Raw genomic sequence first — 15,437 nt, 5'->3', positions numbered from 1 at the left:
AAGATTAATAGATGAATTATTGTTTTTCATCTGTCAATCTTAAGGGGACTATAGCAAGTGGCCGTTTATCTGTGTAATGTTATTTTCTAGTGAACGTCATCCCGGAAGAGGCCAACAACCTTACCCAGGATGCTGACATTGTTCAAGATGATGGGCGCCATGGTGTCATTCTCGGGTTGGAGCCGGAAGTGATCAGCCTCCTTGAAGAATCGCTTACACGTGGCTTCGTTTTCTTCAGTCATGGCAATTACGATATCTCCGTTGTCGGCATTTTGTTGCCGGCGAACGATGACCTGGTCACCATTCAGGATTCCGATATTAATCATACTTTCACCACGGATGGTGAGCATGAAGAGTTGATCGTCGTCGCGTTCAAATTCAGGCGGAACGGGGAAGTAGTCCGTGGCTTCTTGGACGGCCAAGATTGGTTCTCCGGCCGTCACGGTGCCCAACACGGGGATCCGTGTCTGCTGTTCGTGAACGCCTAATTCTTCAAGCCCGGCTGGTGTGACTTCCAGAGCCCGTGGCTTGGTGGGGTCCTTCGTCAAGAGCCCTTTCTTTTCTAGGCGGGCGATGTGGCCGTGCACCGTAGAGGTTGAGGACAGAGAGACGGCTTCACCAATCTCCCGAACCGTTGGTGGATACCCCTTTTCATTTACCCGTTCCCAGATGAAGCGCAGGACGGCTAGCTGTTTACTTTCAGAAGCTTTACTCATTTTTTGCCACCTCGTTCGTCATTCGTAGTATAGTTTAATCACAGTGTAGCATACGTTCCCCGTGTTTTCAAACAGATGTTCGGGTAAATGAGTTGAAATCTGAAAATAACCCTGATATGATAGGGCATGTCTTGAAATACGCGGAAAATGATGATCGTATTTCAATTGGAAAGCCTACCATTGTCGGGTGTGTGTGGTTGGTGACTGACTCGGGTCGGTTGACCGAACCAATTCGCATCACTGAGAATAGGTAATCAAAATAAAATAAAGGAGGGTTGTTCATGGCTGAAGAAACGATGGACACCTTATTAGTACGGATTAATGAATTGGCTCATAAAGCCAAGACCAGTGAGGGCCTAACCGCTGAAGAGACCGCAGAACGGGCAACATTACGGAAAAAGTATCTAAAACTGTTCCGGGCCAGCTTTAAGAGTCAGGTTGAAATGATGCAAGTTTATGACAAGGATGGCAAGGAAGTCACCCCAGAAAAGGTCCGTAATATTCAACGTAAGAAGGGTTTACGCGACAATTAATTGCGAGAGCGGGTCTTTTTACCGGATTCGCTCTTTTATTTTGCGTTAAATTTGTGTAAAATTGTAAAATGAATGACTGCAAAAAGGAGGGGAATACCTTGTCAACTTGGATCTGGATCATTATCGTCATCGTTGTCGGCCTTGGCTGTGCGGCTGGGGGCTTCTTCGGTGCCCGTAAGTACATGGAAAACTATCTGAAAGACAATCCGCCAATTAACGAAGACCAATTGCGTGCTATGATGTTGCAAATGGGGCAAAAGCCATCACAACGGAAGTTACATCAAATGATGAATGCGATGCAACAACAGTCACACAACAAAAAATAGGTCGGGTTTTTCTGACGACTCGCTTCCAGTTTTCCTGGGGGCGAGTTTTTTTGTTTGCTTTTTGCTGTGATTTCTGTAAAATTGGAAAGTCTGTTACAATTTAATCATATTTTAATTTAAGGAGGGGACGTTCGTGAGTATCTTTCGCAAATTGGCTTGGTATTTTCGCTTGGAATGGCGAACGTATCTGCTCGGTGTCATTGGCTTGCTCCTAACGGCCATCATTGCTATTATTCCGCCGCGGATCATTGGGAACATGGTCGACGGCATTCACGGGCAAACCATGACCGGGCGACTCCTAGTCATTGACTTAGCCTTTGTCACACTGGCTGCTTTGGGTCAGTATGCGACCCGCTATTTATGGCGAAATGCGATTTGGGGAGGGGCGGCCCACCTCGAACAACTGTTACGAAACCGCCTGTTTAATCATTTCATGTTGATGGATCGTGAATTCTACCAGCACTACCGTACGGGTGATCTCATGGCGCACGCGACGAACGACTTGGAAGCCGTTCAACGGGTTGCCGGTGGGGGCATTCTACAATTCGCCGACGCGATTATCACGGGGGGGACCACGCTGATTGCCATGATGACGTTAATTGATTGGCGATTAACCCTGATTGCGATCGTGCCTTTTCCATTTTTAGCCGTGATCTCATGGTTCCTGGGGCAACGTATTCACCGGGCCTTTGGCGCCTCTCAGGCGGCCTTCTCGCGACTGAACAACAAGGCTCAGGAAAGCATTAGTGGGATCAAAGTGATCAAGGCACTGGGCCAAGAAGACGCTGACGTTGCGGACTTTGATGCGCAGGTTGATCAGACCATTAAGATTAATCGCCGAGTTAACCGGTTGGATTCCTTGTTTGATCCAGCCATTACGTTGGTGATTTCACTGTCGTATGTGGCGACGATTGTCTTGGGTGGGCTTTTTGTAACCCACAACGTGATCACGATTGGAAATTTAGTTTCATTTATTAGCTACCTGGCCATGATGGTTTGGCCGATGTTTGCCGTGGGAATGTTGTTTAACACCATGGAACGTGGGAATGCCAGTTACGACCGGGTCATGGAGCTTCTCAACCAGAAGACCCACATCATCGATCGGGTTAATGGTATCAAGACCCGTCCAACGGGGACACTGAGCTATCACGTTAAGCGGTTTGATTATCCGGATGATGCCGGTGCAAGCCTCCAGCAGGTCGACTTTGAGCTACAAGCCGGAAAGACGCTAGGCATTGTCGGTCGTGTCGGTGCGGGTAAATCGACCATCATGAAGTTGATTCTGCGTGAATTTGATGCGTACGACGGCGAAATTAGTTTTGGGGGTCATCCAATCAAGGCATACGCGTTGGATAGTTACTTGCCAGCCATTGGGTATGTTCCCCAAGAGAGTTTCCTGTTCTCATCGAATATCTTTGAAAACATTCGTTTTGCTAAACCGGATGCTTCACAGGCTGAGGTTGAAGCTGCGGCTGCAAAGAGTGATCTCTCCGGACAAATTGCTCAACTCCCTGATGGCTATGACACGCAGGTTGGTGAGGAAGGGATTTCTCTGTCTGGTGGGCAACGGCAACGGATGGCGATCGCCAGAGCGTTGCTGATTAATCCGGAGCTGCTGATCTTGGACGATGCCTTATCCGCCGTTGACGCGGAAACCGAGGCGGAAATCCTGGCGAACCTCAAGGCGGAACGGGCCAACAAGACCACGATTATTTCGGCACACCGGTTAAGCTCCGTGATGGGTGCCGATGAAATTCTGGTGTTGGACCAAGGAAAGGTTGCCGAGCGGGGAACCCACGAACAATTGATGGCGGCTCATGGCTGGTATCAACGGATGTTTGAACAGCAACAATTGGAAACGCAAGTGAAGGGAGGCGTTCGTCATGACGGATAAGCATGAATCGGCTTGGGCCCACAGCATGACCACACGCGAGCAGTGGACGGTCATTAAGCGCCTCTTGAAATTTGCGGCGCCATACAAGTGGTTCTTTATCGGATCGATTGTTTTGTCGGCGGTCATCAGCGGTGTTAATGTTTTCCTGCCCTGGTTATTGCAGACGTACATGGACCGGTATCTGCGAGCGGGTAATGCCACGATCGTGATCATGTGGCTCTTCGCGGGCCTGTATTTCTTCGGCATGTTGATGCGTGCACTGATGCAGTTCTGGCAAAACTATACCAGTACCATGGGTGCCGAATACATGCTGGAAAATGTTCGCCGCCAGCTCTTTAGCCAGCTCCATGGCAAGGGGATGCGTTACTTTGACCAGACACCGGGTGGTTCCATTCTGTCGCGATTGATGAATGACACGATGACCTTCTCAAACTTCTGGGCTTTGCTCAACACCTTGATTTTGGCCATCTTTGCGGTCATCTCGTCCTTTATTGCCATGTACTTCACGGACGTTACCGTTGCATTGTGGACGCTGGTCCTCGTGCCATTTCTGGGCGTGACCATCTGGTACTATCAACGGTACAGCTCAAAGGTTTATCGGCGCATGCGGGAACGGCTCAGTGAGCTGAATACCAAGCTGGCCGAGGCCATTACCGGGATCAGTGTGATCCAGGAGTTCCGACAAGAACGGCGGACCGCGGCCAATTTTGAAACGACCAACCAAGCCTACTATGACACGCGTAAGGCTATGATTCGGACCAATTCGTTACTGCTGAGTCCGATGATTAACCTCTTCTACGCCTTAGGCACGGTCATTGTCCTGAGCATCTTTGGGATGCGTGGCCTGCATGAGGTTGTTGCGGCCGGGGTAATCTACGCGTTTATTACCTATCTCAACAACTTCTACAGTCCCATGAGTAACATGATGGATAGCCTAAGTGACTTCCAAAATGGGATGGTTGCCGGGTCACGGGTTCTGCGTGTGGTTGACGATCAGACGTTGGCCCCTAAACAACACCCTGTGGCCGATGCCAAGATTACGCGAGGCAAGGTTGAGTTTCGTCACGTGACGTTTGCCTATGATCGGGAACATCCCGTTTTACGCGACGTTTCCTTTGTTGCGGAACCGGGCCAAACCGTGGCCCTAGTTGGTCAAACGGGATCGGGGAAGACGTCCACCATTAACGTGCTCATGCGTTTCTACGAGTTCCAGTCGGGTGAAGTATTGATCGATGACCGTGACATTCGCGACTATCCGGCTGAGGAGCTACGGACGAAGATGGGGTTAGTTCTTCAGGAACCCCAATTGTTCTATGGCGACATTCAGACGAACATTCGGATGTTTAATTCGGATATTTCGGACGCGCAAGTGCATCAGGCGGCGCACTTTGTTCAGGCAGATGACTTCATTGATCAACTGCCACAGGGTTACGCGACACCGGTGTTGGAACGGGGAACGGAGTATTCGGCTGGTCAGCGTCAACTGATTACGTTTGCCAGAACGGTGGTTACCGATCCGAAGATCCTAATTTTGGATGAGGCCACGGCGAACGTTGATACGGAGACGGAAACGATGATTCAGACGGGGTTGTCCCGGATTCAAGAAAACCGGACGACGATTGCCATTGCGCACCGATTATCGACGATTCAAAACGCCGATCTAATCTTGGTTCTGAACCACGGTAAGATTGTAGAACGTGGAACCAACGACGAGCTGATGCAGAAGCAGGGGTATTATTACGATATGATTCAACTGCAGAACGCGGCACACGTTGACGATTAAAATAAGGTGCATTCACCAAATGAAGTGGGTAATTCGCCATTGAATTGCCCATTTTTTTTGCGGTTTCGACCGGCGCTGGACGCTGTTTTGCTAAAAGATGACGGTACGGCAGCCATTTCGCGTGGCGTTATCACGGCCACCAGTTGGTCTTTGTTCCAATACGATGGTTTCGAACGCAATAGCAGTCCCTATTAATACTAACGATATTTTGCCGGAATCAGTCTCATCGAATTGGTTGGATGCGGGCTTTAGCGAATAAGCCATTACAGGCACTAACCTTTCCGACAACCGCAGTCATCGGCCACCGATGAAAAAAGGCCCGATCAACTGGCATTTGGCAGTCGATCGGGTCTTTCTTGGTTAATTTTGGTCGGATTTATCTCGGTCCTTTTCACCTGAAACATCCACGTACTCAAAATTGGGGTTAATTTGTTTATCTAACGCGTTGAAGGCGGCCTGCATTTGTTGTTCGATATCGGCTTGGCCAGCTTCGTCTAGCTTCAACTTGCGGTCGATGGTGATGGGATCACCGAAGGCCACCGTGACCCGCTTTCTGGAGAATAGACGTTTGAACGTCAGGGGGCCCTGATAGACGGCGGGGACTAAGGGGACCTTTGCCATCTTAGCAATCACGGCCGCACCACCCTTGAGTTCCTGGGAGTGCCGGGAACCGGAGGGAAACATAATCAGGGACAACTCACCCTTGCGCAAAATCCGCACGGGGGTCTTGATGGCTGAGGGACCAGGATGATCACGATTTACCGAAAAACCATTGACATGATGGAGTAGCCATCGGAAAATGGAGTTCTGGAATAGTTCTTCCTTAGCCATGAAACTAAACTTACGAGGACTGGCGGCAAGGGCAAAGTAGACGGGATCGAACCAAGTCCGATGAGGCCCCACCAGAACGTAGGGACCTTCGGGTAATTTTTCACGGTTTAGGTATTTGGCCTTACCGTTTACAATAAATAGGATAACGCGGATGACGTTCCGCAGAAACGAATAAAACATGTGTTGTGCTCCTCTCGCAGTGAATCTAATGAATCTAGTATGCAAAAAAACAGGCGGGGTTGCAAGTAATCTTAACGAAAAGTGAAAGAAGGTGGGGATGGTGACTACCCCAGAATTAAAGGCTGGCGAACGAATTGACCAGCTCTACAGTCAGGATGTTCAAATTATTCAGAGCCCGGAGGTTTTTGCCTTTTCATTGGACGCCGTGCTATTGGCAGACTTTGCCAAGCTGCCATCGCGTCAATCAAGCCAAACGGTCGATCTGTGTGCGGGTAACGGGGCAGTGGGCCTCTTCATGAGTCATAAAACACGGGGACAGATTGCTGAGGTCGAGATCCAGCCGCGTCTCGCCGACATGGCCCGTCGGAGCGTGCAGCTTAACGCGTTAACGTCACAGATGACGGTGTATGAAGGTGATCTTGCCCAGGTCAATCAATGGATTCCCAAGGACTCCGCTGACGTGGTAACCTGCAATCCGCCGTATTTTGCGGATCTGCCGGACAGTCAGAAAAATCCGAATTCCTATTTGGCTATCGCACGACATGAAATCAAGACCGATTTGGCGACAGTGGTGGCAACGACCAGTGGCTTGCTCAAGATGAACGGCAAGGCCTACTTTGTTCATCGGCCAGATCGGCTCCTACAGCTGCTTGACCTCATGGCGGCTAACCGATTGGCACCTAAGCGGATTCGATTGGTCCATCCCAAGCCGGGTAAGGAAGCCAATATGGTCCTGGTAGAGGCGATTAAGGATGGTAAGCCGGGGGGACTGCGTTTCTTAGCCCCCCTGACCGTGTATGATCAAGCGGGGGACTATACTCCAGAAGTGAAGGCGTTACTGTATGGAACAGACTAAACGATACTACTTTTACGTGTTATTGTGTGCGGATAACTCGCTGTATGGCGGCTTTACGACGGATGTGGCCAAGCGGTTTGCCACCCACGTCGCGGGTAAGGGCGCGAAATATACTAAGGTTCACCGGCCCTTAAAGGTGTTATTTAGCCAAGAATTTGAGAGCAAACACGATGCCTTACACGCCGAATGGGCATTTAAACACCAGTCCCGGCAAAAGAAACTTCAGTTCTTAAAACAGCAAGGGATTTCGATGCAAAAGTAGGCGTTTTCTCCCTTAAATAGTGGGGACTATGGTACACTTGTGGCGGGTAGTAGATGTTGTATTTTAGACAAGTGAAGGAGGAACTTACTGTGAAAATTATTGCTTATGGCATCCGTGACGATGAACGACCTTACTTAGAAGAATGGTCCCAGGACCAGGGCATCGAAGTTAAAGCCGTGGGTGAATTATTAGATGAAACGACGGTTGATTTAGCCAAGGGTTATGACGGGGCAGTAGTTTACCAACAAAAGCCATATACGGCGGCAGTACTTGATCGATTAGCTGCCGATGGTGTAACGAACTTATCTTTACGGAACGTTGGGGTCGATAACGTTGATGCCGATGCGGTTAAACGCAACGGTTTCAAGGTAACTAACGTGCCTGCTTACTCACCGGAGGCCATCGCTGAATTTACGGTGACCCAACTGATGCGCCTACTGCGACGGACGCCAACGTTTGATCGCAAGCAGGCTAACGGTGACCTGCGCTGGGCGCCAGACATTGCCGATGAACTCAATTCCATGACGGTCGGGATTGTGGCGACCGGGCGTATTGGTCGTGCAGCCATGAAGATCTATCAGGGCTTTGGGGCCAAGGTGATTGCGTACGATGTTTTCCACAATCCAGAATTGGAAAAGCAAGGCATCTACGTGGACACCCTGGATGAATTGTATGCTCAAGCCGATGTAATCTCACTGCACGCACCAGCCACTAAGGATAACAATCACATGCTGAATGATGAGAGCTTTAACAAGATGAAGGATGGCGTGTGGATCTTGAATCCGGCTCGAGGTGCACTGATTGACACGGACGCCCTGATTCGGGCCCTCGACAGTGGCAAGGTTGCCGGTGCAGCTCTGGACGTTTACGAAGACGAAGTGGGGATCTTTAACGCTGACTTTGGGAGCTTTGATGCAATTCCTGACGAACGGTTAAAGAACTTGCTGAAGCGCGAAAACGTTTTGGTTAGCCCACACATTGCATTCTATACACGGACCGCGGTTAAGAACATGGTCCAGTTTGCCTTAAATAATAACAAACAGTTGATCGAAACGGGGAAGGCCGAAAACGAAGTCGCCTTTTAGGTTTTAATCATCACAAAAAGAGACGTGCATTTTACTGCGCGTCTCTTTCTTTGTGAAAACGATTAGGCTTCTGAACAGGCAACGGTTAACGCCAGAAGCAGATCCTGAAGTTCGAATGAATCCGTCACGGTTTGATCGGGAATCCATTGTCGATCGGGGATCTCTAAGTTACGATGATTAAACCAGAAGGCGTGCCAGCCAGCCTGTTTGGCGGCTTTGACATCCATACTGTAATTATCGCCAACGTAGGCAACTTCACTCGCCCGCAAGTTAAGTTTGCGGTTCATTAACGTGAAAATCTGGGGATCAGGCTTGGCAAGTCCAGCTTCTTCTGAGGTGACGATGGCTTCCCTAGTAATCCATCGGTGCATCTGAAGTTGCATGACCTTGGCAAGCTGTGAATCCGTGTTGCCATTCGTAATAATACCCAATTGGTATTGCGCACTCAGTTGGTCGAGGGCGGTTTCTAGCCCCGGAAACAACTTGATTTGGCGCAATCCCGTCGTGTAGGCCCGTTGGAAGTCAAGAGCTGACTGGGTATCCACGGCGGGTAAATGTTGGGCTAAAAGCGCGGTGTTGAGCCGCTTAACGGCCATTTCCTGGTGCGACCACCGGCCATTGGCAATCCGTGCGTAGGCATCGGCGCTTTGCTGGCGGTAGGTCTGGAAGGTCAAATTAAGATCAAAATCTTGCGGTAAATTTAAAATCGGCGCAAGGGCGGCCTCGAAGGGCGCTTTTTGATCGTAGAGCGTGTCATCGACATCGAAGACGACCGCTTTAATCATATTCGTTTCCTCCTCAGTTATGCCTAAGCAGTTTACCATAACTAAAAATAAAAGCAACGGGCGTTTGATGGTTAGGCACGTTAAGAATACGGATAACCTATCGTTTTTGCCGGTTAGTCAGTAAATGTGGTTAACCTCTAAGGCTGCGATATCAGGTGTTTCAGACGGCCATCCGATTGGTAGGTTCACTGAGAAACGAATGATGACGATTAAATCGCGGCTTTTCACAATTTCCCCTTGTGTTAGGCGCCGTAGTTTTGTATAATAACTTTCGGTGCGTATGCGCCAATTCACACCTCGCGTGATGACCGGAGGGGTGCTCACCTGGTGAGTTCTCGGGTCAATTGAGCGTGGGGGAGGAAATCAAAAACTATTTGGAGGCATTTTATCATGGCTGTTATTTCAATGAAACAACTGCTCGAAGCCGGTGTCCACTTTGGTCACCAAACCCGTCGTTGGAACCCAAAGATGAAGCAATACATCTTTACGGAACGTAACGGTATCTACATCATCGACTTACAAAAGACGGTGAAGTTGATCGACGCTGCTTACAACTACATGAAGGACGAAGCTGCTAAGGGCGCCGTTGTTCTGTTTGTTGGGACTAAGAAGCAAGCGCAAGACTCTATCGAAGAAGAAGCTACCCGTGCTGGTCAATACTACGTTAACCACCGTTGGTTAGGTGGGACTTTGACCAACTGGGAAACCATCCAAACTCGGATCAAGCGTCTTAAAGATTTGAAGAAGATGGCTACTGACGGTACTTTTGATGTTCTTCCTAAGAAGGAAGTTTCCTTACTTAAGAAGTCTCAAGACAAGTTGGAACGTTTCTTGGGTGGTATCGAAGATATGCCTAAGTTACCTGACGTTATGTTCATCGTTGACCCTCGCAAGGAACAAATCGCTGTTCACGAAGCACAAAAGTTGAACATTCCGATCGTTGCTATGGTTGATACGAACACTGACCCAGACGAAATTGACGTGGTTATCCCATCTAACGATGACGCTATCCGTGCCGTTCGTCTGATCACTTCTAAGATGGCTGACGCTATCGTTGAAGGCCGTCAGGGTGAAGACCAAGTTGACGAAAAGACTTTCGAAGGTAAGAAGTCAGCTGACAAGAAGGGCGACAAGCCTGCTTCTGACAACTCGATGGAAGACATCGTTAACGCCGTTGAAGGCGACAACAAGTAATTAAATGCAAGGTGTCAGTTTTGACACTTTCCAAATATAAGATTTAAAGCACCTTAGGCTGGCTTAATGTTTAGGACCGATAATGGCCTGAGATTGAGTCAGTCTTTTTTGCTGAAATAGATGCATTAATAAAAGGAGGCCATTACACATGGCAAGCAAAATCACTGCGGCACAAGTTAAAGAATTACGGGACAAAACCCAAGTTGGGATGATGGATGCTAAGAAGGCCCTCGTTGCTTCTGAAGGCGACATGGACAAGGCCATCGATTTCCTGCGTGAAAAAGGGATTGCTAAGGCTAAGAAGAAGAGTGGCAACGTTGCTGCTAACGGTTTAGCTCGTGTGAAGGTTAGTGGTAACACCGCTGCCATCATCGAAGTAAACTCCGAAACTGACTTCGTCGCAACTAACGACACGTTCAACGCTTTAGTTGATACGGTTGCTGACACGATTGCTGCCCAACAACCAGCTGACTTGGATGCCGCTTTAGCATTGAAGACGACTGATGGCGACACGTTAAACGATGCTATCGTTAAGACCACGCAAATCACCAGTGAAAACGTTCAATTACGTCGTTTTGCTGTTGTTAAGAAGACGGATAGCCAAGTCTTTGGTTCATACTTACACCAAGGTGGCCAAATCGCCGCTGTCGTTGTCTTAGACGGTGCTGATGAAGCTACGGCTAAGGACGTTGCGATGCACGTTGCTGCGATCAACCCAGAATTCGTTTCTAAAGACGACATTCCTGCTGACCGTTTAGCTCACGAACGTGAAGTTTTGAAGCAAGAAGCTTTGAACGAAGGCAAGCCTGAAAAGATCGTTGAAAAGATGGTCGAAGGCCGTTTGCACAAGTTCTTATCCGAAATCAGTTTAGCTGACCAACCATTCGTTAAGGATGGCGACCAAACTGTTGGCCAATTTGTTGCCAGCAAGGGTGGCAAGTTAGTTAACTTTGTTCGTTACGAAGTTGGCGAAGGTATCGAAAAGCCTAAGAGTGACTTGGCCAAGGAAGTTAACGACCAAATCAACGGCTAATTTCAGTGAAAAAGCGTAGATTCCGGTGGGAGGCTACGCTTTTTTATTAGAGTTTTTAAGCGAATTATGGTAATTCATAACCCCTGACTATCACTAGCCCCGGGAATATGATAGAATTATTGTCAGAATACAATAGGAGGAAACACAATGGCGGACGTAAAGTATAAACGGATTATGCTCAAGCTAAGTGGCGAGGCTTTGGCCGGCGACAAGGGTTTTGGGATTAATCCGCCTGTGATTAAAACCGTAGCGGAAGAGGTTAAGAGTGTCTATAATTTGGGCATTCAAATCGCTATTGTGGTTGGTGGCGGTAACATGTGGCGTGGCGTGTCTGGTGAGCAAATGGGCATGGAACGCGCACAGGCTGATTACATCGGTATGTTAGCCACCATCATGAACGCGTTAGCCTTGCAAGACAATTTAGAGTCAATTGGGGTACCAACGCGTGTCCAGACTTCTATTGAGATGCGGCAGATTGCCGAGCCGTACATTCGGCGCAAGGCCATCCGTCACTTGGAAAAGGAACGTGTTGTCATCTTTGCTGGGGGGACGGGTAGTCCGTACTTCTCAACGGATACAACCGCTGCTTTACGGGCGGCAGAAATCAACGCGGACGCAATCTTAATGGCTAAGAATGGGGTTGACGGTATTTACTCTGCTGATCCCAACAAGGATCCAAACGCCGTTAAGTTTGATCAGTTAACGCAGTTGGACATCATTAACAAGGGCCTGAACGTCATGGATACAACAGCTAGTTCACTTTCAATGGATAATGATATCCCGTTTGTCGTATTCAACCTCAATAAGAGTGGCAACATTCGTAAAGTTGTTGAAGGCGAGAATATCGGGACCACAGTTAGGGGAAAATAGATATGGCAGATCAGATTATTACAGATGCACAGAGTCGGATGAAAAAGGCCGAAGAAGCTTTGAAGCGGGAGTTAGGGACGATTCGTGCCGGCCGCGCCAATGCTAGCATTTTGAACCGGGTTACGGTTGATTACTATGGCGCCCAGACGCCATTGAATCAGGTTGCCTCCATTACGATCCCAGAACCACGGGTCTTAATGGTTACACCTTACGACAAGTCTGCCCTAGAAGATATCGAAAAGGGTATCCTCGAATCTGACGTTGGGATTACCCCAGCGAACGATGGGACGGCATTGCGGTTAGTGATTCCACAACTGACCGAGGAACGTCGTAAGGAAATTGCTAAGCAGGTTAAAGCAACTGCTGAACAAGGCAAGGTTGCTGTTCGGAACGTTCGTCGTGACGCTATGGATAGCGTTAAGAAGGGCCACAAGAATGGCGATTACACTGATGATGACCTCCACAACTTGGAGGACCAAGTCCAAAAAGCAACGGATAAGGCCATCAAGGGTGTCGATGCAATTGCAGCAGATAAGGAAAAAGAAGTCTTAACTGACTAATTCAAGAGAGTAAGGAGCGCTTAAAAATGGCAGAAGATAACCAAAATAACCAAGATAACGTTGAAATCACGCCCGGTACTGAGGAATTTGGGAAGATGGTTTTCCGTCTGAACAACCCAGTTAACGCTGAGAACGTTTCTGTTCTGAATTATAACGGTGCCGAATTGGAACAAATCCAGGATGGCGTCTACGCACAACCAGCCTATGTTAGTGATGATTTCAACTTGTTCTTCGTTGTGACCCAACTCATTGGTGACGACTGGATTGTGGCTTTCTCCAAGGCTACGATCGAAAACGGTAACGAAATTACCGACCTCTCAGATCCACTGCCAACTGGTGAAGGCTTAAACCTCTTAGGCCAAACCAGTGCTGACGATGCCAACAACCTCTTAAGCTACTTTGGGACGTTGGTTGACGCTAAGCGCGGCGAATGGCGGTTAATCGAGTAATACCGGTCAAAAGCTAAAGAATTTGCTCAAATTGGGGGCCGGGATAGTTTCCCGGCCCTTTTTTTGTTATGATGAGAGGTTGTAGAGATAAACTGACTGGTGGCTGGACATGATGTCAGCCCACAAGAAGGTTAGGATTAAGTTATCGCTAACAAACTAACTGTATTGGATTTGATCGGTGTCAGCCGTGAGGGTGATCCTGTAGGTGCTTAGTGGTGTCTTTTGTGTTACGGACGGTTTTTTTCCAGTTACACAAAGGCCGAACTTGAAGACCCATGTTTTTTATGGGGCGCCAAGTCGTGCCCACCACGTTCCAGCGTCTACAGGACCGCCTGGTAAGGCGTAGGTCAACGACCAGAACCAAGGTTAGTTTGTTGGAGAATGGAAGAGTACGAAGAATCAACGGAGGTGCGCAGTGTTTTCATTTTTGAATAAGGATCAAGCCACGGGCGAGGTCACAGAGCGCCAGTTAGATGAACAAAACATTCCCGCGCACATCGCCATTATCATGGATGGTAATGGTCGGTGGGCACAACAGCGTCATTTGCCCCGGATTGCCGGACACAAGCAGGGAATGAATACCGTAAAGACGGTGGCCAAGGCCGCTAGCCATTTGGGCGTTAAGGTTCTCACGTTATATGCCTTTTCCACGGAGAACTGGAAGCGGCCTTCAACCGAGGTGAATTACCTCATGAAGCTGCCGGTCGACTTCTTTGGAACCTTTGTGCCTGACCTGGTAAAGAACAACATTCGCGTGAAGGTCATGGGGTATACCGATCAGTTGCCCGCCGCCACGCAGAAAGCGGTTCATGATGCCATTGCTGATACGGCCGATTGTACGGGAATGGTGCTGAACTTTGCCTTGAATTACGGAGGTCGTGCTGAGTTGGTGACGGCCACACAACGGTTGGCTGAGCAGGTACAAGCCGGCCAGTTAGCGGCCACGGATATCACCGAGGACATGATTGGTCGTCAGCTGATGACCGGGGACTTGGCGGATCTGGCCGATCCCGATCTGTTGATTCGAACCAGTGGTGAAGAGCGGCTATCGAATTTCATGCTCTGGCAGGTGGCCTACAGCGAGTTTGTCTTCATGCAGGAACATTGGCCAGACTTCGATCAAACGACGCTGGAACGGGCGATTTATACGTATCAGCAGCGTCATCGGCGCTTCGGTGGGTTAACACCTGCGGCCGATAAAAAATAAGAAAACCGAGGAGTTTGTAAAATGAAACAACGGGTTATCACGGCGGTTGTCGCCTTAATTATCTTTATCCCCATTATCATCGCTGGGGGCATCTGGGTTGATATTGCCGCCTTTGCTCTGGGATTAGTGGCCTTATCAGAAATTTTAATCATGCGTAAGAAACTCTTAGTGAGTCCAGAAGCAATTATTTCAGGAATTGGGATCCTACTGGTGATTGCACCACAGGGCTGGTGGGCAGACTTGCCACACTTCCTGGATCCTTGGTACATCGTTTACCTGTTTGTGCTGCTCTTGTTGCTACGGACAGTGGTTTCCAAGAACCGGTTCTCCTTTGACGATGCCGGGATGATTACCCTGAGCATGCTGTACATCGGGATTGGGTTCCACTTCTTCATTGCGGCTCGGGCCGTCAGCCTGGTCGCCTTGCTGTACGCCTTGTTTATTGTTTGGACAACGGATTCCGGCGCCTACATGATTGGTCGGAAATTAGGGAAGCACAAATTGGCACCACACATCAGTCCTAACAAGACGTGGGAAGGTTCCATTGGTGGGTCCCTGGTGGCCACCATTGTCGGCAGTGTCTTCTGGTACTTCTTCCCAATTGGTCACTACAGTTTAATTGTCATGATTATTTTAACGTTGATCTTTTCAATCGTTGGTCAGTTTGGTGACTTAGTTGAGTCGGCACTCAAGCGGTATTATGGTGTCAAAGATTCTGGTAAGATTCTGCCCGGCCACGGTGGGATTTTAGACCGGTTTGACAGTTTACTGTTAGTTCTGCCTGTTATCCATTTGTTTGGGTTGATTTAACTTCTTGCTGTTCGCTTGCGCCATCTAGGGTGGTTAGGGTATGCTATACAGCAGTTAAAAAAC

The 15,437-nt window shown here is 48.8% G+C and carries 17 protein-coding genes; 14 read left to right on the top strand and 3 right to left on the bottom strand.

What is annotated here, in order from left to right; translation table 11 throughout:
* Window positions 1-86 precede the first annotated feature (86 nt).
* On the bottom strand, window positions 87-716 hold the full coding sequence (gene lexA / locus FD28_RS01605) for a transcriptional repressor LexA (RefSeq protein ID WP_020088607.1): 630 nt from the start codon (window positions 714-716) through the stop codon (window positions 87-89).
* A gap of 281 nt (window positions 717-997) precedes the next feature.
* Here lexA and FD28_RS01600 point away from each other — a divergent pair, with 281 nt between their 5' ends.
* From FD28_RS01600 to FD28_RS01585, 4 genes are all read left to right on the top strand, one after another.
* Window positions 998-1,249, top strand: a complete 252-nt coding sequence (locus FD28_RS01600) for a DUF896 domain-containing protein (RefSeq protein WP_057731928.1) — start codon at window positions 998-1,000, stop codon at window positions 1,247-1,249.
* A gap of 98 nt (window positions 1,250-1,347) precedes the next feature.
* Window positions 1,348-1,575, top strand: coding sequence for a YneF family protein (locus FD28_RS01595; protein ID WP_020088605.1), 228 nt, complete (start codon window positions 1,348-1,350; stop codon window positions 1,573-1,575).
* A 133-nt stretch (window positions 1,576-1,708) separates the two neighbouring features.
* Window positions 1,709-3,469 carry an ABC transporter ATP-binding protein gene (locus FD28_RS01590; RefSeq protein WP_057731925.1) on the top strand — a complete coding sequence of 587 codons (1,761 nt, stop codon included), beginning with the start codon at window positions 1,709-1,711 and terminating at the stop codon, window positions 3,467-3,469.
* Window positions 3,459-5,252, top strand: coding sequence for an ABC transporter ATP-binding protein (locus FD28_RS01585; RefSeq protein WP_057731923.1), 1,794 nt, complete (start codon window positions 3,459-3,461; stop codon window positions 5,250-5,252). Before FD28_RS01590 ends, FD28_RS01585 begins: the two co-directional genes overlap by 11 nt.
* Window positions 5,253-5,612: 360 nt before the next feature.
* On the opposite strand, the gene FD28_RS01580 is transcribed toward FD28_RS01585, so the two are convergent.
* Entirely contained in the window at window positions 5,613-6,263 is a 651-nt protein-coding gene (locus FD28_RS01580) for a lysophospholipid acyltransferase family protein (protein WP_057731921.1), read from the bottom strand.
* Window positions 6,264-6,363: 100 nt separating this feature from the next.
* Here FD28_RS01580 and FD28_RS01575 point away from each other — a divergent pair, with 100 nt between their 5' ends.
* The 3 genes from FD28_RS01575 to FD28_RS01565 all read left to right on the top strand — a co-directional run bounded on the left by FD28_RS01575 (window position 6,364) and on the right by FD28_RS01565 (window position 8,466).
* Entirely contained in the window at window positions 6,364-7,119 is a 756-nt protein-coding gene (locus FD28_RS01575) for a tRNA1(Val) (adenine(37)-N6)-methyltransferase (protein WP_235806825.1), read from the top strand.
* Window positions 7,106-7,381, top strand: coding sequence for a GIY-YIG nuclease family protein (locus FD28_RS01570; RefSeq protein WP_057731917.1), 276 nt, complete (start codon window positions 7,106-7,108; stop codon window positions 7,379-7,381). Before FD28_RS01575 ends, FD28_RS01570 begins: the two co-directional genes overlap by 14 nt.
* Window positions 7,382-7,470: 89 nt before the next feature.
* Window positions 7,471-8,466, top strand: a complete 996-nt coding sequence (locus tag FD28_RS01565) for a D-2-hydroxyacid dehydrogenase (protein ID WP_057731915.1) — start codon at window positions 7,471-7,473, stop codon at window positions 8,464-8,466.
* A 62-nt stretch (window positions 8,467-8,528) separates the two neighbouring features.
* Here FD28_RS01565 and FD28_RS01560 read toward each other — a convergent pair whose 3' ends face one another.
* The gene (locus FD28_RS01560) at window positions 8,529-9,251 is read right to left on the bottom strand and encodes an HAD family hydrolase (protein WP_057731912.1); all 723 of its coding nucleotides are present in this window, start codon (window positions 9,249-9,251) and stop codon (window positions 8,529-8,531) included.
* 390 nt (window positions 9,252-9,641) lie between these two features.
* Here FD28_RS01560 and rpsB point away from each other — a divergent pair, with 390 nt between their 5' ends.
* The 7 genes from rpsB (at window position 9,642) to FD28_RS01525 (ending at window position 15,374) form a co-directional block, all read left to right on the top strand.
* Entirely contained in the window at window positions 9,642-10,445 is an 804-nt protein-coding gene (gene rpsB, locus FD28_RS01555) for a 30S ribosomal protein S2 (protein ID WP_057731910.1), read from the top strand.
* Between the two features lie 148 nt (window positions 10,446-10,593).
* Complete coding sequence (tsf, locus tag FD28_RS01550; protein ID WP_057731909.1) at window positions 10,594-11,478, top strand: translation elongation factor Ts; 885 nt, start codon at window positions 10,594-10,596, stop codon at window positions 11,476-11,478.
* Window positions 11,479-11,625: 147 nt separating this feature from the next.
* Window positions 11,626-12,348 carry a UMP kinase gene (pyrH, locus tag FD28_RS01545; protein ID WP_057731907.1) on the top strand — a complete coding sequence of 241 codons (723 nt, stop codon included), beginning with the start codon at window positions 11,626-11,628 and terminating at the stop codon, window positions 12,346-12,348.
* A 2-nt stretch (window positions 12,349-12,350) separates the two neighbouring features.
* Window positions 12,351-12,908 carry a ribosome recycling factor gene (frr, locus tag FD28_RS01540; RefSeq protein ID WP_020088593.1) on the top strand — a complete coding sequence of 186 codons (558 nt, stop codon included), beginning with the start codon at window positions 12,351-12,353 and terminating at the stop codon, window positions 12,906-12,908.
* 26 nt (window positions 12,909-12,934) lie between these two features.
* The gene (locus tag FD28_RS01535) at window positions 12,935-13,357 is read left to right on the top strand and encodes a hypothetical protein (protein ID WP_057731905.1); all 423 of its coding nucleotides are present in this window, start codon (window positions 12,935-12,937) and stop codon (window positions 13,355-13,357) included.
* Between the two features lie 415 nt (window positions 13,358-13,772).
* Entirely contained in the window at window positions 13,773-14,564 is a 792-nt protein-coding gene (locus FD28_RS01530) for an isoprenyl transferase (protein WP_057731902.1), read from the top strand.
* A gap of 21 nt (window positions 14,565-14,585) precedes the next feature.
* A complete protein-coding gene (locus tag FD28_RS01525; protein WP_057731901.1) occupies window positions 14,586-15,374 on the top strand; it encodes a phosphatidate cytidylyltransferase in 789 nt (262 codons plus the stop codon).
* Window positions 15,375-15,437: the final 63 nt, after the last annotated feature.

Source organism: Levilactobacillus hammesii DSM 16381, from assembly GCF_001434395.1.
Classification (GTDB): Bacteria; Bacillota; Bacilli; order Lactobacillales; family Lactobacillaceae; genus Levilactobacillus; species Levilactobacillus hammesii.
The sequence above is the reverse complement of the archived record's forward strand: the minus strand, read 5'-3'. Positions and strand labels throughout refer to the sequence as shown.